The 23,230-nt window shown below is 63.7% G+C and carries 16 protein-coding genes; 11 read left to right on the top strand and 5 right to left on the bottom strand.

What is annotated here, in order from left to right:
- Positions 1-68: 68 nt before the first annotated feature.
- Both AC07WT_RS31850 and AC07WT_RS31845 read left to right on the top strand, forming a co-directional pair.
- Positions 69-269 (top strand): hypothetical protein, encoded by a 201-nt coding sequence (locus AC07WT_RS31850; RefSeq protein ID WP_494950039.1) that lies wholly within the window; start codon positions 69-71, stop codon positions 267-269.
- Positions 242-694 (top strand): PA2169 family four-helix-bundle protein, encoded by a 453-nt coding sequence (locus AC07WT_RS31845; RefSeq protein ID WP_494950038.1) that lies wholly within the window; start codon positions 242-244, stop codon positions 692-694. Before AC07WT_RS31850 ends, AC07WT_RS31845 begins: the two co-directional genes overlap by 28 nt.
- Before the next feature lie 170 nt (positions 695-864).
- Here the strand turns inward: AC07WT_RS31845 and AC07WT_RS31840 are convergent, their stop codons facing one another.
- Complete coding sequence (locus AC07WT_RS31840) at positions 865-1,203, bottom strand: BON domain-containing protein (protein WP_492593277.1); 339 nt, start codon at positions 1,201-1,203, stop codon at positions 865-867.
- Positions 1,204-1,727: 524 nt separating this feature from the next.
- On the opposite strand from AC07WT_RS31840, the gene AC07WT_RS31835 reads away from it, so the two are divergent.
- From AC07WT_RS31835 to AC07WT_RS31815, 5 genes are all read left to right on the top strand, one after another.
- On the top strand, positions 1,728-3,209 hold the full coding sequence (locus AC07WT_RS31835; RefSeq protein ID WP_494950037.1) for an RNA polymerase factor sigma-54: 1,482 nt from the start codon (positions 1,728-1,730) through the stop codon (positions 3,207-3,209).
- 143 nt (positions 3,210-3,352) lie between these two features.
- Complete coding sequence (locus AC07WT_RS31830; RefSeq protein WP_494950036.1) at positions 3,353-4,531, top strand: pyridoxal phosphate-dependent aminotransferase; 1,179 nt, start codon at positions 3,353-3,355, stop codon at positions 4,529-4,531.
- A 38-nt stretch (positions 4,532-4,569) separates the two neighbouring features.
- Positions 4,570-6,570 (top strand): S10 family peptidase, encoded by a 2,001-nt coding sequence (locus AC07WT_RS31825; RefSeq protein WP_494950035.1) that lies wholly within the window; start codon positions 4,570-4,572, stop codon positions 6,568-6,570.
- Between the two features lie 147 nt (positions 6,571-6,717).
- Positions 6,718-8,430 carry a VRR-NUC domain-containing protein gene (locus AC07WT_RS31820; protein ID WP_494950034.1) on the top strand — a complete coding sequence of 571 codons (1,713 nt, stop codon included), beginning with the start codon at positions 6,718-6,720 and terminating at the stop codon, positions 8,428-8,430.
- Positions 8,427-10,697 (top strand): ATP-dependent DNA helicase, encoded by a 2,271-nt coding sequence (locus AC07WT_RS31815; protein WP_494950033.1) that lies wholly within the window; start codon positions 8,427-8,429, stop codon positions 10,695-10,697. Before AC07WT_RS31820 ends, AC07WT_RS31815 begins: the two co-directional genes overlap by 4 nt.
- A 57-nt stretch (positions 10,698-10,754) precedes the next feature.
- Here the strand turns inward: AC07WT_RS31815 and AC07WT_RS31810 are convergent, their stop codons facing one another.
- The 3 genes from AC07WT_RS31810 to AC07WT_RS31800 all read right to left on the bottom strand — a co-directional run bounded on the left by AC07WT_RS31810 (position 10,755) and on the right by AC07WT_RS31800 (position 15,446).
- Positions 10,755-13,352 carry a mechanosensitive ion channel family protein gene (locus tag AC07WT_RS31810; protein WP_494950032.1) on the bottom strand — a complete coding sequence of 866 codons (2,598 nt, stop codon included), beginning with the start codon at positions 13,350-13,352 and terminating at the stop codon, positions 10,755-10,757.
- A gap of 171 nt (positions 13,353-13,523) precedes the next feature.
- Positions 13,524-13,856, bottom strand: a complete 333-nt coding sequence (locus AC07WT_RS31805; RefSeq protein WP_494950031.1) for an NIPSNAP family protein — start codon at positions 13,854-13,856, stop codon at positions 13,524-13,526.
- A 153-nt stretch (positions 13,857-14,009) separates the two neighbouring features.
- Positions 14,010-15,446 carry a sigma 54-interacting transcriptional regulator gene (locus tag AC07WT_RS31800; RefSeq protein WP_494950030.1) on the bottom strand — a complete coding sequence of 479 codons (1,437 nt, stop codon included), beginning with the start codon at positions 15,444-15,446 and terminating at the stop codon, positions 14,010-14,012.
- Between the two features lie 1,511 nt (positions 15,447-16,957).
- On the opposite strand from AC07WT_RS31800, the gene AC07WT_RS31795 reads away from it, so the two are divergent.
- The 4 genes from AC07WT_RS31795 to AC07WT_RS31780 all read left to right on the top strand — a co-directional run bounded on the left by AC07WT_RS31795 (position 16,958) and on the right by AC07WT_RS31780 (position 21,323).
- A complete protein-coding gene (locus AC07WT_RS31795; RefSeq protein WP_492593286.1) occupies positions 16,958-17,260 on the top strand; it encodes a hypothetical protein in 303 nt (100 codons plus the stop codon).
- 211 nt (positions 17,261-17,471) lie between these two features.
- On the top strand, positions 17,472-18,659 hold the full coding sequence (locus tag AC07WT_RS31790) for a CpaE/TadZ family protein (protein ID WP_494950029.1): 1,188 nt from the start codon (positions 17,472-17,474) through the stop codon (positions 18,657-18,659).
- A gap of 117 nt (positions 18,660-18,776) precedes the next feature.
- Positions 18,777-19,820 (top strand): bifunctional nicotinamide-nucleotide adenylyltransferase/Nudix hydroxylase, encoded by a 1,044-nt coding sequence (locus AC07WT_RS31785; protein ID WP_494950028.1) that lies wholly within the window; start codon positions 18,777-18,779, stop codon positions 19,818-19,820.
- A gap of 60 nt (positions 19,821-19,880) precedes the next feature.
- Positions 19,881-21,323 (top strand): nicotinate phosphoribosyltransferase, encoded by a 1,443-nt coding sequence (locus AC07WT_RS31780; protein WP_494950027.1) that lies wholly within the window; start codon positions 19,881-19,883, stop codon positions 21,321-21,323.
- A 68-nt stretch (positions 21,324-21,391) separates the two neighbouring features.
- Here AC07WT_RS31780 and AC07WT_RS31775 read toward each other — a convergent pair whose 3' ends face one another.
- Positions 21,392-23,227 carry an ABC transporter ATP-binding protein/permease gene (locus AC07WT_RS31775; RefSeq protein ID WP_494950026.1) on the bottom strand — a complete coding sequence of 612 codons (1,836 nt, stop codon included), beginning with the start codon at positions 23,225-23,227 and terminating at the stop codon, positions 21,392-21,394.
- Positions 23,228-23,230 lie beyond the last annotated feature (3 nt).

The raw sequence follows: 23,230 nt of genomic DNA, 5'->3' as shown, positions 1-23,230 counted from the left end.
GATCATCCTGTAACAGCACGCAAGAGGCGCGCCGGGCAGCAGTTCGCCGCCGCCACGAAGGGTGCGTCATGAGCGCGATCCTGCCGCGAGGTGGACGACAGGACGGCCCGGCATTTGTCGGGCCGCTTTGCGTTCGGGGCGACGTGTTCCGGGCACGCCGCATGCGGATAGATGATTTCTGCTGCTACATGGAAGGTGCGGCGGCGGATTTCACGATTGACGAAACCCCTGGAGGTATTGAATGGCTACGAACGTTGTTTCCGTGCTGAACGATCTGGTCGAAACGTCGAAGGACGGCGAGAAGGGCTTTCTCAAGGCCGCCGAAGACGCGCATGACGCGCAACTGAAAACGCTGTTTCTGTCGCGGGCCGAAGACTGCGCGCGCGGCGCACGTGAACTGCAGGATGCGGTTCAAGACTTGGGCGGCAAGCCTGAAACGCGCGGCAGTATGAGCGGTGCTTTGCATCGCGGCTGGGTCGACGTGAAGTCGGCGGTAGCGAATCGCAGCGACCACGAAATACTGGCCGAATGCGAAAAAGGCGAGGACGTGGCAAAGAAACGCTATCACGACGCGCTCGAAAAGGATTTACCGCTGGACGTGCGCAGCATCGTCGAGCGCCAGTATCAGGGCGTGCTGCAAAACCATGACCGCGTGCGCGATTTGCGCGATCAGTACGCTGCGCTCAAGCATTAGCCGGCATTGGCCGATATTAGTCGGCGGTAAGCGGCTGGTGCTCTGACGGGCGCCGGTTGTGGAACAGCCGCATGCCAGCTGCAAAGGAGAAGCCGTCCGGCATCCGGACGGCTTTCTTTCTGTTCCCTCAAGCACGGGCCGAAGCCGGCAACTGTGGCCTGACGTGAGGCTTACTCGGCAGCGATCTTCAGGTGGTTCTTTACGCTCGTCACGCCCTTGACGTTCTGAACCACTTCTTCGGCCGCGGATTTGTCGTCTGCCGTTGGGACCGAGCCCGTGAGCCATACGACGCCCTTGCGGGTCTTCACGTGGATATGGGTCGACTTGACGTTGCTGGCGGCCAGTAGATCGGCCTTTGCCTTGGTGGTGATGGTGCCGTCGTCGATGTGCTGGCCGATGGTTTCGGAGCTGGCCGACGGGGCCGGCGCGCTGGTTTGCGCCGTGGCGTTCAGTGCGAATGCGACACAAGCGATGCTGCCTGCAGCCTTCAGAAACTGGAGGGTCTTCATGGTTTCTCCTTCGGGTGGTTGATGAAAATGGCGGTCTTCTTGCCTGCGGTCGGTCGCGGTCGAAACCGCTGATGACACGCGTGGGATCGTTGCCGCTACGGTTCCGTCATGGCCCGTTATCGACACCGGACGGCGGTCCTTGCATGCGTTTTACTGCGTAGCAATGCGCATGAGGAAACCGGCGTCCGTCCACATAGTGCGGCGCCGCAAGCGGTGTGCCCGGATTGCCCCACGAGTCTTGCCTGCGGCGAAAGCCGCTGCGGCACGCGGATTCAGGCTGAGGAATAAGGGAGTGACGAGAGTGCGAGGGGGAGTGCGAGCGCCTCGCGCGCCAGTCGGCGAGTTATGCTGCCGAAGCCCGGAATTTGCCGGGTATTTGTAAAAAATGGCGCTCGCGGCGTGCGCAATCGGCGGGCCTGAACAGGCAAAATTCAGGAAAAACAGTGTGTTGGGTGAGTTGGTATGACAGTTGCTCTGTAAAGGGGCCACGCATCATTCTTTCAGCCAACACGGACCTGACTACAATGCCTTCAATCGAACTACGCACAAGGCAGTCTGTCGCACTCACGCCGCGTTTGCAGCAATCGGTGCGTCTGTTGCAGTTGTCGTCTCTGGAGTTCCAGCAGGAGTTGCGCACCGCGCTCGACACCAATCCGTTCCTCGAATACGACTCGTCGGATACCGAAGACGCCGCGTTGGCCACGGCTTCGCCGGGCGACGATGCCGGTCCCGCGCCGGCCACCGATCCCGTCGCCGCGGCCGAACCCGATCCGCTGCCGGCCGAAAGCGGTGCGGGCGACACGATGGAAAGCGCGGCGCAGGAGGACGCGCCCGGCGACTTTTCAGGTGATTACGGCAGCCGCGGATCGGCGCGCCATAACGGCGATTCAGAAAGCAGCGATCCCGCCGAATGGGCGCGCTCGCAACCGACTTTGCGCGAGCAGTTGCACGATTCGCTGGGCCTGTATCGGCTCGACGACCGTGACCGGGCGGTCGCGCGCTTCATTATCGAGGCGCTCGACGACGACGGTTATCTGCGCCAGGATCTCGCCGATCTCGCGAACAGCGTCGATCTCGAACCCAGCTTGACCGAAGAGGAATTGCTGGTGGCGCTGCGCCTCGTGCAATCGCTCGATCGTCCGGGTCTGGGCGCACGCTCCTTGTCCGAGTGTCTCGCGCTGCAATTGAATGCAATGCCGCCGGAGACGCCGGGGCGCGATGTGGCGCGGCAAATCGTCGAGCATCATCTTGAACGCCTCGCGCGCCGTGAGCAGGCCGAACTGCAAAAGCAGATCGGCTGCAGCGCTGAAGAATTGCGGGTGGCCTGCGCGCTGGTGCGCAAGCTCGATCCGAAACCGGGCAACTGCTACGGCCGTACCGAAGACACCTACGTGGTGCCGGACGTGATCGTGCGTCAGGTCCGCAATAAATGGGTGGTGACGATCAATCCGGCGGTGCAGCCGCGCGCCCGCATTCATCGCATGTATGCGGAACTGTTCGCGCAGTCCTCGGGTACGAGCCGCTCGCCGCTCGCTCAGCAGTTGCAGGAAGCGCGTTGGCTGATCCGCAATGCGCAGCAACGCTTCGATACGATTCAACGCGTGGCCGAATGCATCGTCGCGCATCAGAAAGCCTTCTTCCAATACGGCGAGATCGCGCTCAAGCCAATGGTGTTGCGCGATGTCGCCGACGAACTGGGCTTGCACGAATCGACCATCTCGCGTGCGACCGGCAACAAATATATGGCCACGCCGCGCGGCATTTTCGAGTTCAAGCACTTCTTCCCGCGTGAACTCGGTACGGAAAGCGGCGGCACCTGTTCGGCAGCGGCCGTGCGCGCGCTGCTCAAGGAAATGATCGCCGCGGAGAATACGCGTGATCCGCTGTCCGATGTGACGCTCGCCAGAATGCTCGCGGACCAGGGCGTGCTGGTCGCGCGGCGGACGGTGGCGAAATACCGGCACCTGATGAAGGTGCCGCCGGCGGAGTTGCGCCGCCAGGTGTAGGCGAATCCCCGGTGCTTCATCGAAGGGCCACGGGGCCACGCGAGGCGGATTCCTCGCATGGCCCTCGCGTGGCCCTTTTGCTGTCTGGACGTTTTGCGCACACCCCAGTACATTGGCGGGTCAGGTCGAAACGGGGTGGCTCAATGAAGTACTCGAATCTGGTCGAGCGCTTGCAAGGTAAGCGCACGTCGGCGTGGGAAATCCATCGTGTTGCACAACAGGCGCTCGCCGATGGCGAAGACGTGATCGTGCTGAGCGTTGGCGATCCCGACTTTGGGACGCCCACGCCGATCGTCGAGCGCGCGGTCGAGGCGCTGCGCGGCGGCGATACGCATTACAGCGCGGTGTCAGGGCGCGAGCCGCTGCGCGCGGCGATTGCCGAAGAACACGCGCGCACCACCGGTTGCGACGTGAGCGCCGCCAACGTGATCCTGACCGCGGGCGCGCAGAACGGCGTGTTCGCCGCGTCGCTGTGCCTGTGCGAAGCGGGCGACGAAGTGATCGTCCCCGAGCCTATGTATCTCACCTACGAAGCTTGCGTGCGCGCCGCGGGCGCCACGCTCGTGCCGGTGCCGGTCGATCCGGCGCGGGCCTTTCACCTCGATTGCGATGCGCTCGAAGCGGCTGTCACGCCGCGCACCAAAGCGATTTTCTTTGCAACGCCGTGCAATCCGACCGGCGTGGTGATGCCGCGCGCCGATCTCGAGCGTATTGCGCGGCTGGCCTGCAAGCATGATCTGTGGGTGTTGTCCGATGAGGTCTATGCTGATCTCACGTTCGAGCGCGAACATGTGAGTATTGCGGCGCTGCCTGGCATGTCAGAGCGTACTGTGACGCTCGGCAGTCTGTCGAAATCGCATGCCATGGCGGGTTGGCGTGTTGGCTGGGCGGTCGGGCCCGCCACGTTGATCGAGCATATGGGGCGGCTCGCGTTGGCAATGCTGTACGGGTTGCCGGGCTTTATTCAGCAGGCCGCGCTGACGGCGTTGCAGAACAAGGCGCCGATTGTCGCCGAAATGCGTGAGATTTACCGGCGGCGGCGCGACGTGGTGTTCGAGCGCTTGCATTGTGTGCCGGGGTTGCGGTGTTTGCTGCCGGAAGCCGGCATGTTCATGATGGTCGATGTAAGCGGGACGGGGCTCGATACTTATGATTTCACCTGGCAGCTGTTTCGTGCGCAAGGGGTTTCGTTGCTGGATGCCAGCGCTTTCGGCGAAACCGCCGACGGGTTTGTCAGGTTGGGGTTTGTGGTCGATGAAGCTCGATTGATTGACGCTTGTGAGCGGATTGCGGGGTTTGTCGAGGCGTTGCGGATGGGGTAGGCCGGAACGATGCGCTTCGACTCGCAACGGAGAACAGTATGGGTCTTCGCTTCTACATCAGGTTGCACCGGCCGCTCGTCACAGGATCGGTCGCGGCGGCCTTCGCGGCCGCACTCGTCGCGGTGGTCACAATCGCCGCCGCCGTCGTGTTCAGCCAGGTGTGCGCGGCAGCCTCACTCGACCGACTCGACCCACTCGACGATACGCCCGACGCAGCAGAAACCGCCGAAGCGGCATCGTCCGCGGCTGTCATGCCCGGGACTGAGGCGGATACCGCCAGTCAACCCGCCGAAGCGGCATCGTCCGCGGCTGTCATGCCCGGGACTGAGGCGGATACCGCCAGTCAACCCGCCGAAGCGAATCGCCAACCGGTGAAAGAGCCGCACCTGAATCAAGCGCGCCCCGGGCATTCGCAACGCTCTGTCGCGGCCACTCAGAACGACGCGCAAAACGACGCGCAAAACGACGCGCAAGACAATGCGCAAGACAATGCGCAAGACAATGCGCAAGACAATGCGCAAGACAATGCGCAAGACAATGCGCAAGACAATGCGCAAGACAATGCGCAAGACAATGCGCAAGACAGCGCGCGGCACAACGCAAAACCGGACACGGCCGCGATCCCCGTGCCGCCGGAAACTTCGTCCGTGACCCAGCATTCGATCCGGCTCAAGGGGAACAAGATCGATTACACGGCGACCGCTGGCAATCTGCTGCTGCACAACAAAGCCGGGCAGGCCGATGCCAGTGTCTTTTACGTCGCCTATACCGTCGCGACCAAAACGCCCTCGACGCGGCCCGTTACGTTCCTCTTCAACGGCGGTCCGGGCGCGGGCAGCGTCTTTCTCATGATCGGCTCGTTCGGTCCGAAGCGGGCGCACACCGCCAGTCCGGCGAGCACGCCTCCCGCGCCCTATGTGTTGGGCGATAACCCGGACAGTCTGCTCGACACGACCGACCTGGTTTTTATCGACGCCGTCGGCGCGGGTTTGTCGCGAGTGGTCGGGCGCGGAACGGGTAAGGATTTCTGGGGCGTCGATAAAGACCTCGACGCGTTTTCGCAATTCATCGACCGTTATCTGACGGTCAACCAGCGCTGGAATTCGCCGAAGTACCTGCTCGGCGAGTCATACGGCACCGCGCGCGCCGCCATGCTCGCGTATCAGCTGGGGCAAAACAATATCGCGCTGAACGGCGTGATCCTGATGTCGTCCGTGCTCGATTCAGCCGGCTTTTCGCCAGGCTTCGACTTCAAGAGCGAGAGCTATCTGCCGAGCTTCGCGGCGATCGCCTGGTATCACGACAAAATCGTGCCGAAGCCGGCCAGTCTGCCGGCCTTTCTCGACGACGCCCGCGCGTTCGCGCGCGGTCCTTATGCGCAGGCGCTGGCTCAGGGCGACGCGTTGCCCGACGCACAGCGCGATGCGGTCGCGGCGCGCGTCGCCGAGTTCACCGGTCTCGACGTCGAGTACGTGAAACGAAGCCGGCTGCGTCTCTATCCGTCGCGCTTTCGCAATCAACTGCTGCGGGATCAGTCGCACAGCATCGGCCGTTACGATGCCCGCTCCGAAGGTCTCGAATACGACGGCGTGTCGGAGCGCCCGGACTTCGATGCATCGGTGAGCAGCGTGTCCAGCGCGTTCGATGCGGCGCTTCATCAGCATTTCGCGCAGGATCTGCACTTCACGCCGACCGACCGCTATCGCGTCTTCAATGACGACGCGCTGAAGCAATGGGACTGGAAACATCGCGCATGGTGGGGCGAGCGGTTACCGGTACCCTACGCGGCAGGCGACCTGGCCGAAGCGATGCGGCAGAATCCGCAGCTTCGCGTGATGTCGGTGAACGGCTATTTCGATCTGGCCACGCCGTTCTATGCCACCGAGTATGCGCTGGCGCATCTGGGCATCGATGCGCCGTTGCGCGCCAACGTGCGGATCGCCTACTATCCGAGCGGCCACATGATCTATCTCGACGATGCCGCGCTGCATACGCTCAAGCGCGATCTGGCGAGCTTCTACGCGGCAGGCGCGCGCTGAACGCGGGCGTGCGGTCGTTGACGGTGTGACGGCTGGCAGCGCATTGAAAGGCGGGCGGCAGGCGTTCGATGACACCCCGCGCCACCCGAATCCTCCACTGAGTTTGATATCATCACTGTATAAACATACAGGTTCCGTGGAAGTGCCGTGGCGACAGAAGCCTCTTCAAATGCTCCCTACTATCTGCTGAATTTCGAGCGCGCGCTGGCGTGGCTCGCGGCCCGCTACGACGATCTGCTGGACCAGAACGAGCACGGCTTCCTGCGTGCTTTCGCGGCTTTGCCGCAGGCCTCGCGAGCGCTGCTGGTTCGCATGTTGATGCGCAAGGGCACGCTGTTCCGCACGAGCCGTCTGTCGTACGACGAGATCGGTTGCCCGGTTCAAGCGTCCGCGCCGCTCGTCGAACTCGGTTGGGTGGACGCCGAGCCGCCGCTGACGCTCGACGACCTGTTCGCGCTCACCACCCGTCCCGAACTGCTGCTCATCTTCGCCGACGCCATTGCGTTGATCCCCGCCGCCCGGAGCTTGCGCAAACCGGACCTGCTCGAAACGCTACGCCCCTTTTACGAAGCGGAAGGCGACGCAGCGCGTCCGCTCGCCGAATGGCACGCCGCCAGCACCGACTCCGTGCTGCACGTCGCCGTCGCGCCACTCTGCGAGCGCCTGCGCCTGATGTTCTTCGGCAATTTGCAGCAGGACTGGTCGGAGTTCGTGCTCGCCGATCTCGGCGTGTTCCAGTATGAGACGGTCGCGTTCGGACCTTCGTCGCGAGCTTTCCAGCAACGTGCCGACGTCGACGTCTACCTCGCTTTGCATGCATGCCGCGAAGCGCTCGAATGGCTGCCCGACGGCGAATCCATCGGCGAACTCGTCGCCGCGGTCGCCGCGGTCGAAACGTCGAACCCATGGCTCGAAACGCGCCGCGCGAAGCTGCTGTTCCGCATCGGCCAGTATTGCGAGCGTCGGCATGACTGGCCCGCCGCGCTCGCCGTCTACGCGGATTGCGCGTGGCCGGGTGCGCGGCATCGGCGCGTGCGCGTGCTCGAGCAATGCGAGCGTTTCGATGATGCCTTCGCGCTCGCCTCGCAAGCCGCCGCGGCACCCGAAAGCGAAGAGGAAGCGCAGCGCATCGCGCGCATGCTGCCGCGCCTGCAACGCCGGCGTGGCGAACTCGTGGCGCGCACGCCGGCCGCACGGCCGGTCGAGCGCAGCACGCTGGTGCTGCCGAGGCCCGAGGCTGCGCAGCCGGTCGAATATGTCGCCCGCGATCATCTGAGTCGTGAGGATGCGCCGGTTCATTACGTCGAAAACGCGCTGATCAATTCGCTGTTCGGTTTGCTGTGCTGGGAGCCCGTGTTCGCGGCGCTGCCCGGTGCGTTTTTCCATCCGTTCCAGCGCGGCCCGGCCGATCTGCATGCGCCCGATTTTCATGCGCGCCGCGCCGAACAGTTCGCCGCCTGCCTCGCGCAACTCGACAGCGCCGCCTATCGCGAGACGATTCTGCGGCACCTCGAGGTCAAGGCCGGCGTGCAATCGCCGTTCGTGTTCTGGAGCTTGCTGACGCCCGAACTGATGGCGTTGGCGCTCGATTGCCTGCCTGCCGCGCATCTGAAGCTCTGGTTCGAACGTCTGTTGCGCGATATCCGCGGCAACCGTTCCGGTCTGCCGGACCTGATCCGTTTCTGGCCGGCCGAGCACCGCTACGAGCTGATCGAAGTGAAGGGTCCGGGCGACCGCTTGCAGGACAACCAGATCCGCTGGCTCGCGTACTGCGCGCAGCATGGCATGCCGGTGCGCGTGCTCGACGTGCGTTGGGCGGATGAAGCCGATCCCGAAGCCGCAGCAGAGGCTGCCGCATGACCTACGTGGTCGCCGTGCGGGCGATGTGCGAATTCACCGCGAGGCGCGGCGACCTGGATCTGCGCTTCACGCCCGCGCCGACTTCGCTGGAAGGCATGGCGGGCCATGCGACGGTCGCGGGGCGGCGCCCGAGCGGCTACGAAACGGAGATCACGCTGACCGGCACGCATCGCGGTTTGACCGTGTGCGGCCGCGCCGACGGCTACGACGCCGCGGCGAACCGGCTGGAAGAAGTGAAGACCCATCGCGGCGATCTCGACCGGATGCCGGCCAACCACCGCTCGCTGCATTGGGCGCAGGCGCTGGTGTACGGCCATCTGCTGTGCCGGGCGCGCGGGCTGGCCGGGCTGACCGTCGCACTCGTGTACTTCGATATCGGCAGTCAGAAGGAAACGCTGCTGACTGAAACGTACGCCGCGCGTGAATTGGAGATTTTCTTCGTCGAGCAATGCGAGCGCTTTCTCGATTGGGCCGTGCAGGAGGAGGCGCATCGCGACGCGCGCAATGCCGCGCTGGGCACATTGCAGTTTCCGCATGGACAATTTCGCAGCGGGCAGCGCGAGCTGGCGGTGTCGGTCTATCGCGCGGCGCGCGACGGCAAGGCGTTGATGGCGCAGGCGCCGACCGGTATCGGCAAGACGCTCGCGACGATTTTTCCGCTGCTGAAGGCGTGTGCGTCGGATCAGATCGATCGTGTGTTCTTCCTGACCGCCAGGACACCGGGCCGCGCGCTCGCGCTCGACGCGATCGAAACGCTGCACCAAAGCACGGCGCCAGCGTCATTGCCATTGCGCACGCTGGAACTCGTGGCGCGCGACAAAGCCTGCGAGCATCCCGACAAAGCCTGCAACGGCGAATCCTGCCCGCTCGCGCGCGGCTTCTACGACCGGCTCGACGCGGCCCGCAGCACGGCGTTGGCAGGGCCGCGGCTCGATCGCGCGGCGGTGCGCGAAGCGGCGCTCAGGCACGACGTCTGCCCGTACTACCTCGCGCAGGAACTGGCGCGCTGGTCCGACGTGGTGGTCGGCGATTACAACTACTATTACGACAGCAGCGCGATGCTGTATGCGCTGACACAGATCAATCAGTGGCGCGTCGGCGTGCTGGTCGACGAGGCGCACAATCTGCTCGACCGCGCGCGCCGGATGTACACGGCATCGCTCGATCCGGCGGCGTTTCGCGTCGCGCGCAAGACCGCGCCGGCGGCATTGCGCAAGCCGCTTGAACGGCTGCAGCGCGAGTGGAACGCGCTCAAACGCGCACAGACGGACAGGTATCAGGTCTACGCCGACGTGCCTGGCACATTGCTTTCGGCCGTGCAGAATCTGATCGGCGCGGTCACCGATCTGCTCGCCGAAGCGCCGCTCTCAATCGATGAAGCGTCATTGCGCTTTTTCTTCGACGCAATGCATTTTGTCGCGTTGGCCGAGCAATTCGGCGAGCATTCGATCTTCGACATCACGCGCACGAGCGATAGCTACGCGCCACGCGACAAAACCAGTTGCGCGCTGTGCGTGCGCAACGTGATTCCGGCGCCGTTTCTCGCGCCGCGCTACGCCGCCGCGCGCACCACGGTGATGTTCTCCGGCACGCTCAATCCGCATCATTTCTATCGCGACACGTTAGGGCTGCCCGGGCAGACGAACTGGCTCGACGTAGAAGGGCCGTTTCGCGCCGAGCAGTTGCAGGTGCGTGTGGCCGGCAACGTGTCGACGCGCTGGCGTGACCGCGAGCGTTCGCTCTCGCCGATCGTCGATCTGATCGCGCGGCAATACGCGGCGCTGCCGGGCAACTATCTGGGCTTTCTGAGCAGCTTCGACTATTTGCAGCGAGTGGTCGCGCTGATGCGCGAACGGCATCCGGACTTGCCGGTGTGGGCGCAGGAACCCGGCATGGATGAAGCGGCACGCGACGCGTTCCTTGCGCGCTTTCGAACCATGAATCAAGGCGTCGGCTTTGCGGTGCTCGGCGGCGCTTTCTCGGAAGGCGTCGACCTGGCCGGCCAGCAGTTGATCGGCGCATTCATCGCGACGCTCGGCATGCCGCAGATAAACGACGTCAACGAGCAGATGCGCCGCACGATGGACGCGAAGTTCGGCAACGGCTACGACTACGTGTATCTGTACCCGGGCTTGCAGAAGGTCGTGCAGGCGGCCGGGCGGGTGATTCGAACCGAGCAGGACCAGGGCGTGGTCCATCTGATCGACGACCGCTACCGGCGGCCGGAAGTGCGGCGTTTGTTGCCGCGCTGGTGGCAGGTGCAATAGCGCTGATCGAAGGTCCTTTACTGAACGTCTACGAAGGCGCCGGACACGGTCTTTACTTCACTCATGCGGCGAGGTTGAACCAGGATTGGCTGGGGTTCCTGGGCCGCCGGCCGGTTTAGGGTCGACGGGCAGTTGATCCTCCACGGGCGCGTCGGCCTTGCTGGCCGCAGCCGACAACGAGGCACTGGCGGGCGGCGCGTTTGCGGGCGGTTCGTGCCTGCTTTCATCGTTCGTCGGCGCGCTCTCCGGGTCCCACGTCAGCAGGTGCCGTTGCGGGTTGGCGATCTCGATGCCGCGCGCGCTGAACTGGTCGAGGATGCGGCGGTTGAACTCGCGCTGCACACCCCAGCGCGCGCTGTCGCGGCACTGGATCTGGCCGGCCAGCGTCACCGCGGAGCCGTCCAGCGCGTCGACGCCCCAGAAGCTGAAGTCGGACAGGATGCCGTCCCTGAACTGCTCGTCTTCGCGCAGCGCCGCGCCGATCTCCTTGAGTGTGGCGATCGCCAGGTCGACGTGCTGGCCGAACACGATATTGACCTTCACCGCCGCGTTGCCAAGTCCGCGATTGGTGTTGTTGACCGTCGATACCGAACTGAACGGCACGGTGTACAACGAACCGTCGCTGCCGCGCAGCCGCACCGTGCGGATCGACAGATATTCGACGGTGCCGGACACGCCCGCGAGCGTCACCCAGTCGCCGACCTGCAGCGCGTTTTCCATCAACAGGAAAATGCCGGTGATGAAATCCTGCACCAGTTTTTGCGAACCGAAGCCGAGCGCCACGCCGAAGATACTGGCGCCCGCCAGCAACGGTCCGATATTCACGCCGAGTTCGCTCAGGCCCGTGAGCACCACCACCAGGGCAATCACGCAGAAGAGCGCGGTGCGCAGCATCGGCAGCAGGGTGCGCAAACGCGCGGCGCGTATCAGATCGCCGCTGCTGGTCCAGCGATCGAGGCGCCGTTCGACCGAGAGGTTGACGCTTTCCCACACCAGCAGCGCGATCACGGCAGTGACGCCGATCGTCACCACCGCCGAGGCCAGCCGATGGCCGATCGTCCCGGCGCGGAACAGGCCGCTCAGATCGACGCCCCAGACGTGCAGCAGCGCGAGCGCGGTGACGATGCCGATGATCCACGAGATGATCCGGCGCAACAGCGGGTAATAGCGATACGCGTGTTGATGGATCAGCGAGTTTTTGGCGTCGTCGTCCTGCACGTTGAAGAGCCGGGCGAGCGCGCCGAAGATCACGATCGACACGACCCGCGCGGCTATCAGAATCGCGAGCGAAATGCCGCCGAGATGCAGCAGCGTGCGATAGCCGTTCTGCACGTCGAGCGCCCAGATGAACCACGTCCCCATCACGATGAACACCGCGAACCATGCCCATGTGTCGGCGAGCGCATTGCCGAACATTTCCAGCGACTCGCGCGCGGCGAAGCGCGTGCGGATCAGTTCGCCGACCGGCTTGGCGCATTGCAGGATCAGGATCGAGATCATCACGTGACCCGCGAGCGCGACCACCTTCATCAGCGCGAGGTGCGCCGCGTCGTTCAATCCGAGCGACAGCGTGATCTCCGCGACCGCCGAGCCCGCGCCCACCACGCTGACGATACGCACCATCCAGCGCTGCGCGAAGGCGGCCCACGCGTCATTCATGCGCAACATGCGCAGACGCGGCGCGGCCGGCTGCAGAAAGAAGCCGCTGACGATCACGATCACCCGGCACAGCACGTAGATGTCGATCAGCGAATCGAGCGCGCGGTCCGGCGGTGTGCCGCCGTCGGCGAAAATCGACATCAGCGCGCTGGCCGCGCCGACGAACACCGCGAGCGGCAGCAGCCGCAGCGCCACGCTCAGGATCGCGCGCGGCAGGCGCTGCAACAGGGTCCAGTGATGCGCGGCGTGCCACTTGCCTTTGGCGTCGGCGGCGTTGCCGGCGACGGGGGGTGTTGCAGATGTGCTGGGCGTTGCAGTTGCTGCCTCGGGCGAATCGGCTGCCGGCGGCGCTACGTTGGGCGAATCGGCCGGCTGCGGCGTGACGTCGGCGGGCGGACCGGCTCGCGGCGCATCGTCTTCATCGTCACGTTCCCGGCGCGCGGCGAGGGCCTTATACGCGCGGCGCAGCAGCCGGCGCGCCAGCCATTCCAGCGCGAGCGCGGGCAGCAGCGCGGCGAGCAGCGACCATGCGGCATGGGCCAGCACGCTGCGCGCTTGCGGGCTGGCCGATTGCCAATTCCACCAGGCGCGGACCGACGACACGTCGAGGAGCGCGGCGACCGAACGGCGCAACGACATGCCGAGGCGCACGGCCCAATGGGCGCCCTGGCGGGCCAGTTGCGAGGCGAGGCCATTCGATTGGAATGCTGTCGGGACGAGGCTGGCGGCGCCGCTAGCCGGCGCTGGAGCTGATGCGGCCGCTGCCGCCACGGACGAAGCGGGTGGCGCGCTGAGTGCGCCGGCGGCGGCGATTGCCTGGAGCGTGTCGGTGACTTGCGCGCGGCGTTTGGGGTCGTTGAGGACGTCGAGGGCCTGGCGGGCCTGCACTGGCGTCAGGGTGATCGACGCGCTCGAGGCCGGCGCTGCCTGGGCCGTCGCGGGGAGGGCCGGTGAGGCGAAGACGGCCAGGAGCCCGATGACGAGTAGTTTGCGCATAGGTTTGGCTATTGAGGGCATTGGGCGCCGCGCAGGGGCGAGGTTTGGATTTTTGTGGCTTGCCTTGGGGCGCGGGCGAGGCCACTCGACGATGTATGAGCGACATGAGGGTGGGGGACAAGTTCCTTGTCGTGGTTCTTTCGGCTTTATCAAGAAAAAATCAAGAAAAAACTACCGAATGGCATTCAAACCAAAAGCCCCCTCGACAATCTCGGTAAACGTCCGTTCTTCCCGCAGAATAAATCTCCGCTCCTGAGCGAACCGAAAATTGGCAATCGCTTCATCATCAGCGCGAAGCCGGGCCCGATAAACCTCATAGCCGGCGAGGCTGTCAAACCGGATCAATCCCCAGGCGACGTCATTAGTCCCTTCATGGGGCAGAAAATACCCAATCAAAAAACCACCGCAGCGCGGAATAATCTTCCCCCAGTTTTCGGCATACTCGTTGAAAGCGTCTCGTTGAAAAGGATCGATCTGGTAGCGAATAAAGCAGGTAATAGCCATGAGCCAAACTCCCGGGAAACTGAAAAATTGTCCGATAAGGCAGGGACCAGTATCCCTCCCGGCGGAGCCGGAACGTTTCACTCCAACCTGAACTATCGCGAGCAGCGACGACGGGTGGCGCGCGGGCCGCCGGGGCTGCGCGCGCCTACGAAACTAGACCAGTGACGGCGCCTGCCGCTCCGCCTCCCCGTCGGCATCCGCGCCGCCGTCCGCATTCGACGCGCGACCGGCCGAGGGTTCCTGATGCAGCCGGTTGGCATGCATCAGGCGATAGAGCGTCGCCCGCGAAATACCGAGCTCGGCCGCGGCCTCCGACAGCTTGTAGCCGTGCCGCTGCAACGCGTGTTCGATCGCGTCTCTCTCGGCCTTGCCGCGGATTTCCGCCAGCGTCACGGCAGGTCCGTTCGCGGATTCCGGCAGGCCGAGATCGCTTGCCGTGATGAAGCGCCCCTCGCTCATCACGACCGCGCGGCGCACGCAGTTGATCAGCTCGCGCACATTGCCCGGCCACGGATAGTTCGCCATCGCGACGATCGCGTCGCTCGACAGCCCGCGCAGCTTGCGTGCGCCGTCCTGCCTGTACATGCTGAGCGCATAGTTGGCGAGCAGCTTGATGTCGCCGCCGCGCTCGCGCAACGGCGGCTCGACGAGCCGCAGCACGCATAGGCGGTGATACAGGTCGGAGCGGAAGCGGCCGTCTTCGACGGCCTTGTCCAGATCGACGTGGGTCGCAGAAATGACGCGCACGTCGACCTTGATGGGGCCGCTGCCGCCCAGCCGCTCGATGGTGCCCTCCTGCAGGAAGCGCAACAGCACCGCCTGGCATTCATGCGGCATATCGCCGATCTCGTCGAGAAAGAGCGTGCCTCCATTGGCGCTTTCGATCCGGCCGAGCTTGCGTTGCAGCGCACCGGTAAAGGCGCCGCGCTCGTGGCCGAACAATTCGGCCTGCAGAAGGCTCGGCGGAATGGCCGCACAATTGATCGCGACGAATGCCTGGGCGGCGCGCGGCGAGCGGTCGTGAATCGCACGGGCGGTCAGTTCCTTGCCGGTGCCCGATTCGCCGGCGATGAACACAGGCGCTTCGGTCACCCCGCATTTGTCGATCCGACGGTACAGCTGCTGCATCGCCTCGCAGTGCCCGACCATGCCGTGCCTCCCGAGGGACGGCTCCGGCGCCACCTGTGCATGCCGCAGGCTCGACAGCCCGTGCGCGTGACCGAGCGCGAACACGAGCCGGTCGTTCAAGCACGGCCGTGTCACGAAATCGAAGCAGTAGTCGAGAATGAAGCGGCTCACCAGTTCGTCGTCCGCTTGCCCTGGGGCGATTTGCGCGACCCAGTTGGTTTCGACGCGCCGCATGCACGAGGCCAGCGCCGACAGATGCTGCGAGGTGCAATTGCCGGGTAACTCGACGAGCCCCACCTTGATATTGCCGCGCTCGATCATGCGCTCGGCGATGGCGGTGCTTTTGGCGTGCACCGCTTGCCAGCCCGAAGCCGCAAGAAAGCTGGCGAGCTTTTGATCGGGCGAGTTCGACACATGCAGAACGGTGCGTTCCGTGTCGCCAGGTATGCAGGTCGTAGTCATGTTGTACCCCCGGTTCGATGCTGCTCTCTCGATTGCTCTTCAATGCATTGGACGGTCCGGCAAGCGGTGCCGGACCCCGGTCAACTGAGCCAGCCGGTCCGGCTGTACGGACTCGAGCATGGTTTTTGCAGCCGCGTTCGAACTCTGTTGCGGCAGCCCGGCGGTCACGCATTCACGGTAGCGGCAATCGCGGGGGCATGGAGCGGCGGCGGAAGCCACTGGTTGCTACACATGGGACAGAAAGCGGAAACGGCGCGTAACGCCGTTTCCGCCAAACGAATTCATCCCCGAATTACAGTCACCGTTTATACCTCGTTAGCCTGATTTACGGCGCTCTATGTGGCGCATTGCTTAACGATAAGCGAAAGCTCTTTAGAACGCCATACAAACAAATCTGGATTCAGAAACGATTTCGGTGTGACGTGCTATCTGGCTTTGCCCTTCATAAATAGCCGGTCAATGCCCGTGGCGCGCGGTGTCGCGCACAGCGATGCAAGCGGCTGAGGGCCACTCGTGTGACGGAGACGACGCCTTCAGACCACCGTGTCTCACGTATGCGACAAATCGGGCGGCTTGCCTCGCGGACTGTTTCGCCTGCCGGACATCGGAACATTTGACCGGATCGCTCGGCAAAGCGTTGCCAGAAGCGGCACACCAAGGTTCATCCGGCCGGAAAACGCGAGCCGTTTATTTCCGATGCGCGAGCGCGTCTGCGCAAAGCGTGTCATGTACGAATCATCGCGTGACGCGAAGTACCGTCCGGCAGGGTGCGTTAGATCGCACATCGCCGTCCGGCAACGGTTTGGGCGTGGGTGGCATAGCCATTGCAATAAGGGATTCGCAAACGAAATACATTGCAGTCGGGGAGCCGGAAGCGCGGGGACGCAGCAGGTAAAAAATAGCCGACCGCAATCACAGACTTCGTAGGCGCGGCCGGGGAAGCCAAGGCGTTTTACGAGGGTGCGGCGGGGCCACTGGGAAACGGACATCCAACAAGACGGCACGAACGATCGATACGGGGTATCGGCCCTTCGTGACCGGGATGACGTGAAGCGATGACCCCGCCACTTTTTCCGTCCGGTTGGACGGACTTGGGGCAGCGTGATCCGGTCGGGCCATATGCGATGCAGCTGACACGGCCCATAGCGCTGCGCTATGGGGCAGCTAAGGGACATGCATACGCGCAGGATTCCGAACGGGATGGGCGTTCGATTCCGATTGGGCGAACTGTTCCGGTGATGAGGCAGCGCGACGGAGGCCAAGCCGTACAAAGCGGCAATAACGACAGGCAGCGTGCTCGCTCGCGTTGTTCGCCAGCGCGAGGAACACGAAACAGGGAAGGGGCAGCGCACGGCCAGGACCAGCCGGCGCGAAGAGGCGGGGAGAAATGACCAGAGCCTCCATAAGAGAGGCGCACGTTACGAGGAAAGCCAGGTGCCGTGTCTGCGCGTTTGTGCAGACACGGCCCGCCTGGAACCGATCCTGGGAAGGCCTACCATTCGGGGGATGTCATGGATGAGAACAGCAAACTGGCCGTATCGCGGCCGGAGCGCCGCATCACGGATCGCGGCGCCGATCTTCGCGGTAGCGATCGCTCTTATCAGCGTCGTTTTGCGCCGCCGCGTGCGCTATTCGCCGGGCCGTCGGCAGACTTGCTGACGCTCGTGATCGCTGAAGCGATGAAGCGCAAGGTTCAGCCAGAGCTTCAGCGCGAAGCGTTGCGCGACGCGATGTACGAGATACCGGCTTCGGCCGGACGGGGCCGCGATCGCGACCCCGACGTTCGCCGGCCCGATCCCGACGAGTACACCTGACACGCAGCTATCTGCCCGGCTCCGGTGTCGGCGCCGCCGTGATCGCGCGAGGCTGCAACGGCTCTCGCCCGGTCGTCAGCGTAAGCGTGGCCGCCGGCGCCGATGCTGACCCGCGCCGTCTCCGGCTCGCTCGGGGCGAGTGCATCGTCGAGTTGGCGCGGGTGTTCGCGGCGTGGTCAGCGAAATGGGTTCAAGCCAGCGGAGAGTCCACATGATCGACATCCTTCTGATTTCGTCCTGTGCGGAACGCGCGTCGCTTATCTGCGCGCACCTCGAAGACAGTGGCATTGCGTATCGGTTGCGCACCGTGCACGGCACGGCGAGGCAACTGCGCGTGTACGCCACAGCGATCAGAAATACCGACGTGCTGATCGTCGACGATATCGATCTGGTCGCGCGCGACCTGGTGGGCATCGAGGAGGCGCTGGCCTGCACGCCGAATCTGTATTGCATGCTGGTGACGCCGGCGCCGTCGGCCGCGCTGCTGACGGCGGCGGCGCGCATCGGCGTGCGGCACGTCACGTCGTTGCCGCTCGACCAAGGTGGCATTCCCGATGCGCTCGACCCTGTCGACGCGAAGAACAGCGCGGGCGCGCGCCGCCTTGGCCGCGTCGTGTCGCTTGCGTCGTGCAAGGGTGGCAGCGGCGCCACGCTGATCGCGGTGAATCTCGCGTACACGCTCGCCGCGCTGCGCGGCAAACGTGTGCTGCTGCTCGACCTGAACCAGCAATTCGCCGATATCAGCCTGCTGGTGGCGGACAAGCCGCCGCCCGTAACGCTCGCCGACGTATGCGCGCAGATCGACCGGCTGGGTCCCGCCTTCCTCGAAACGTGCGTGATGCACGTGCATGCGGATCTCGACGTGCTGGCGGGCGCCGGCGATCCGCTCAGGGCCGCTGAAATGCGACCGGCACAATTGAAGAGGATTCTCGCGCTGGCGTGCGAGCAGTACGACGCTGTGCTGATCGACATCGGACAAAGCATCAATCCGCTCGCGGTCCAGGCGCTCGACCACAGCGATTCAATCTGCATGGTCGTGCGGCAAGACACGCCTTACCTGTACGCAGGGCGACGCATGCTCGACATTTTCAAAGGGCTCGGCTACCCGGCCAGCAAGGTACGGGTGGTGGTGAATCAATACGACAAGAACGCGCGGGTCAACCTGCCGACGTTAGAGGAAGCCCTTGGTGCGAAAGTAGCGCATCAACTGCCGCGCGACGAAATGCACGTGAACGAGGCGCTCGAACTCGGTGTGCCGCTTGTCATGTCGGCTAGGGACAGCACGCTGGCGCAAGGCATCGGCCTGCTGACCGACATGCTGTGGCCGGCCATCGCCGAGTCGCGCAAGGGGGACCTGGCCGCCTGTTCTCGACGCGGCCGAATCTGCCGCCGCAGTTGAAGACGGGGCATTGACCCGTCTTGGGATAGAGATTGACGAAAAAACAGCTGACCCATTACTCTATCCACACGGTTAACGGACAGACCGAAGACCGCCAGAATCTCTTGAGGGAGCCTCATGAGCACCGCATCACCACAAAAGCGTTACGACGCAGTCATTTTCATTGGCCGCTTCCAACCTCCGCACCGCGGACACCTGGACGTCCTGCGCCGCGCCTTGGCGCTGGCAAAAAAAGTCTGCATCCTGATAGGATCAACAGACAAACCTCGCACGATCAAAGACCCGTTCTCATTCGAAGAACGTCGCGAAATGCTGGCGTCCATGCTGTGCGCACAAGACCGCGAGCGCGTCACTGTCACTGCAGTACAAGATTCAACGTACAACGACGGCGACTGGCTTCGCTGGACCCAGGATGCGGTAGCAGCGGAACTCGGCGAGACCGCGGGCAAAAAAATCGCGCTGATAGGCCACGAAAAAGATGCATCTTCGTACTACCTGCGCATGTTCCCGCAGTGGGAGCTGATCGACGTGGAAGCGACGGAGGACATCTCCGCCACAGAAATCCGCGAGCAATTATTCGCCGAACGCAGCAACAGTTTTGTGCAATGGGCCGTGCCCGCGCCAGTCTTTGCGTGGCTCGAACAATTCCGCAAGCGGCCCGAATTCGCGCAACTGAAATCCGAAGCTGAATTCATCGCCGGTTATAAGAAGGCCTGGGCCGCCGCGCCCTATCCGGTGACCTTCGTGACGGTCGACGCGTTAGTCGTCCATTCCGGCCACATTCTGCTGGTGCGACGCCGCAGTGAACCCGGGCGCGGCTTGTGGGCGCTGCCGGGAGGCTTCGTCAATCAGGACGAGCGGCTCGAAACCGCCTGCATTCGCGAGTTGCGCGAGGAAACCGGGCTGAAACTGCCCGAACCCGTCATGCGCGGTTCGCTGAAGGATCGCCAGGTGTTCGATCATCCGCATCGTTCGCTGCGCGGACGTACTATTACACATGCGTTTCTGTTTCACTTTCCGCTCGGCGAATTGCCGCGCGTGAAGGGAAGCGACGACGCCGACAAGGCGCAGTGGATTCCGTTAAACGTCCTGGCCACCATGCGCAACGTGATGTTCGAGGATCACTTCGATATCGCTCATCACTTTCTGAGCAAGCTTTGATCGACCCTTTCCGCCGGGATAGACCTGGCGGCAACTCAACGGTCTAGAGGAGTTCTAGCCATGCAAAACGATATCAACGGTCTCAACGATATTGCCTCGATCCTGTCCAATCTGATCCTCAACACGGATTCGTACAAGGCATCGCATTATCTGCAATATCCGCCCGGCGCATCGGCGATGTTCTCGTATATCGAGTCGCGCGGCGGACGCTATGACCGCACGCTGTTCTTCGGCTTGCAGATGCTGATCAAGGAGTATCTGTGCCGGCCTGTCACTCCGGCGATGATCGATCAGGCGAAAGCATTTTTCGCGGGCCACGGCGAACCATTTAACGAAGCCGGCTGGCGTTATATCGTCGAGCGCCATGGCGGTTACATGCCGGTGCGAATCCGCGCGGTGCCGGAAGGTTCGGTAGTGCCGACGCACAACGTGCTGGTAACGGTCGAATGCGACGACCCGCAGGTATTCTGGCTAGCCTCGTATCTGGAGACGATGCTGATGCGCGTGTGGTACCCGATTACGGTTGCCACGCAGAGCTGGCATTTGCGCAAGACTATCCGCGGCTATCTCGAGAAGAGCAGCGACGACCTCACGCAACTGCCGTTCAAGCTGCACGACTTCGGCTCGCGCGGCGTGTCGAGCGCGGAGTCGGCAGCGATCGGCGGCTCGGCGCATCTCGTCAGTTTCATGGGTTCGGATACGGTGCTCGGCGTGGTGGCGGCAAACCACTATTACAACGAAACGATGGCGGCGTTTTCGGTGCCGGCGGCCGAGCACAGCACGATCACGTCTTGGGGCCGCGAGCGCGAGACCGATGCGTTTCGCAACATGATTGCGCAGTTCGGCAAGCCGGGGGCGATTGTTTCGGTGGTGTCCGATTCATACGACCTGTTCGCCGCGCTCGAAGTGTGGGGCACGGAACTGAAGCAGGCGGTGCTCGATTCGGGTGGCACGCTGGTGATCCGTCCCGACTCAGGGGATCCGCTGACGATAGTGCTGCAGACCCTGCGGGCGCTTGAGGCGTCGTTTGGTTCGAAGGTGAACAGCAAGGGTCGCCGTGTGCTCAACAACGTGAGGGTGATTCAGGGCGACGGCGTGAATCCGGATTCGATTGAAGCCATCCTTGCCGCGATGGATGATGCCGGCTACGCGGCGGATAACATTGTGTTCGGCATGGGGGGAGCGCTGTTGCAGCAGATCAATCGCGATACGCAACGGTTCGCGATGAAGTGCTCGGCCATCAAGCTGGGTAATGAGTGGCACGACGTGTGGAAGGACCCTGTTACAGATGCTGGGAAGCGGTCGATGAAGGGGCGGCTCACTCTGCTGCGGAACCGTCACACCGGTGAGTATCGGACTACGACGCTGCCGGTCGCATGGGATGATCACACTGTTGAAGGTGATTGGGATGAGGCGTTTGTTACCGTGTTTGATTCCGGCAAGTTGCTGGTGGATGTTGCTTTCAGCGACGTGAGGGCCCGGGCTCACGCTGGTGAGGGTTGAGACTTGATTTTGCCTTTGGCGGCGGCATTGTTGGTGTGCCTGCGGCGTTGCCCCCAAAGGCAAAAAATCTAAACCCCTAAATCCCAAATCAGAACGCCAGAAGCAAAAATCCCAACCCGGCACGCAGTCCCTTCGCGCAAGCGGGCATCTTCTCCAGGAATATCGAACCTTACCCCCGCGATATTCGCGCGAACATATCGCTCGCCGCGCCGCAGTTCGACGGCCTCGACCACACCGGAATAAGCCCCATCGAGCGAGATAACAACCGCGTGAGAAGAGACCCGCCACATCACCCGCTGTCCGGCAGCAAACCCGCGATCGCCAGTCTCGAGCACCAAACCATTGCTGATCTCAACCCGCCCCGGCGCCGTCACCACGCCTTCGCCCACATTGTGCAAACCAAGCAATTCGGCGACTCGCATCGAAGCCGGCCGCTCAAAAACCGAATCGATAAAACCCGCCTGCAGCACGCGCCCCTGTTCAACCACCAGCACCTCATCCGCCAGCAGCGCAGCCTCATCGGGATCATGCGTGACGATAATGGTCACTGCCGCTATCTCGCGCTGCAAGCGTCGCAACGACTGCTGCAAACGCCGCCGCCGCGGCGTATCGAGCGCGGCGAACGGTTCGTCGAACAGCAGCAATTCGCTATGACGCGTTAGCGCCCGCGCGAGCGCCACCCGCTGCCGCTGGCCGAACGACAATTGATGCGGCAGGCGCGCAACCAGGTGCGTGAGGCCCAGATGGTCGAGCCAGTAACGCGCGCTGGCCATGTCGGCGTCGACGGGAAACGCCAGCTGCTGCGCCACCGTCATGTGTGGAAACAAGCCGTAGTCCTGAGGCATGTAGCCGATCTGGCGACGCTCGGGCGGCAGCGTGCTCAAATCGGTCGCACCGAGTTGCACGGAGCTCGACGCGTTGGATTCGAGTCCGGCAATCAGACGCAATGCGAGCGATTTGCCGGAGCCTGATGGCCCGATGATCGCAAGGCGTCGGGTGGCGGGCGCCCACGCTATGTCGAGAGCGAATGCGCCTAAATGCCGTCGCAAGTGAAAGGCGAGGCGCAGCTCGGGTGTCTCGGCACGGCTCGCGGCGAGATCCGCGGGGGGTTCCAAAGTGTCGTCGCCGTTTTCGGTTTGCTCAATCGCGGCGGCGTATCTGCCGCTGTAAATCGATAGCGCCGCGCAGACGATTGCAATCGCGAGCGTCGGCAGCAGCAAGGGCATCATCGCCGGCAAGCCCTGGCCGCCGAATACCACATAGGTGTACACCGGCAGCGAATACGGGTGATAGGCCACCATCACGGTCGCGCCGAATTCGCCGAACGCACGCAGCCATGCGAGCGCGAGTCCCGCGCGGATCGCCGGCCACGCTACCGGCAGCATGACCCGGAAGAAGCGGCTGCCGGCATGATGGCCGAGCGTCGCGGCGACGTCGTCGAATACCGGGTCGACAGCCGCGAACGCCGATTTCGCGGCGATGATGAGAAACGGTGCGGCCACGAAAATTTCCGCGAGCACGATACCGGCGAACGAATCCGTCAGCACGCCGCCTGTGAAGCGGCCGACCCAGCTGTACGGTCCGACCAGAAACAGCAGCAGCACGCCGCTCGTGAGCGGAGGCAGCGCGAGCGGCAACTGCACGATGAAGCCGAGCAGCGCTACCTTGCGCGACTTCGAACGCGCCAGAAAATGGCCGAGCGGCACGCCGCCCAGCAGAATCGCGAGCGACGCCGCACTTGCGCTCGCTGCCGAGACGCCGAGCGCCGACCACGTCGCGCGCCAGTCGACATTCGCCCAATCAGCGGCGCCGAGCTGCGGCACGCTCGCGATAAACGGCGCGCACAGGTAGACGGCAAGGAGCGCCGCCAGCCACAGCAGCGGTTGCGCGGCGGTACGTTTCACCGC

Source organism: Paraburkholderia sp. GW821-FHT02A12 (assembly GCF_059422005.1).
Note: the sequence above shows the minus strand (reverse complement) of the source record. Positions and strands in the feature narration are given on the sequence as shown.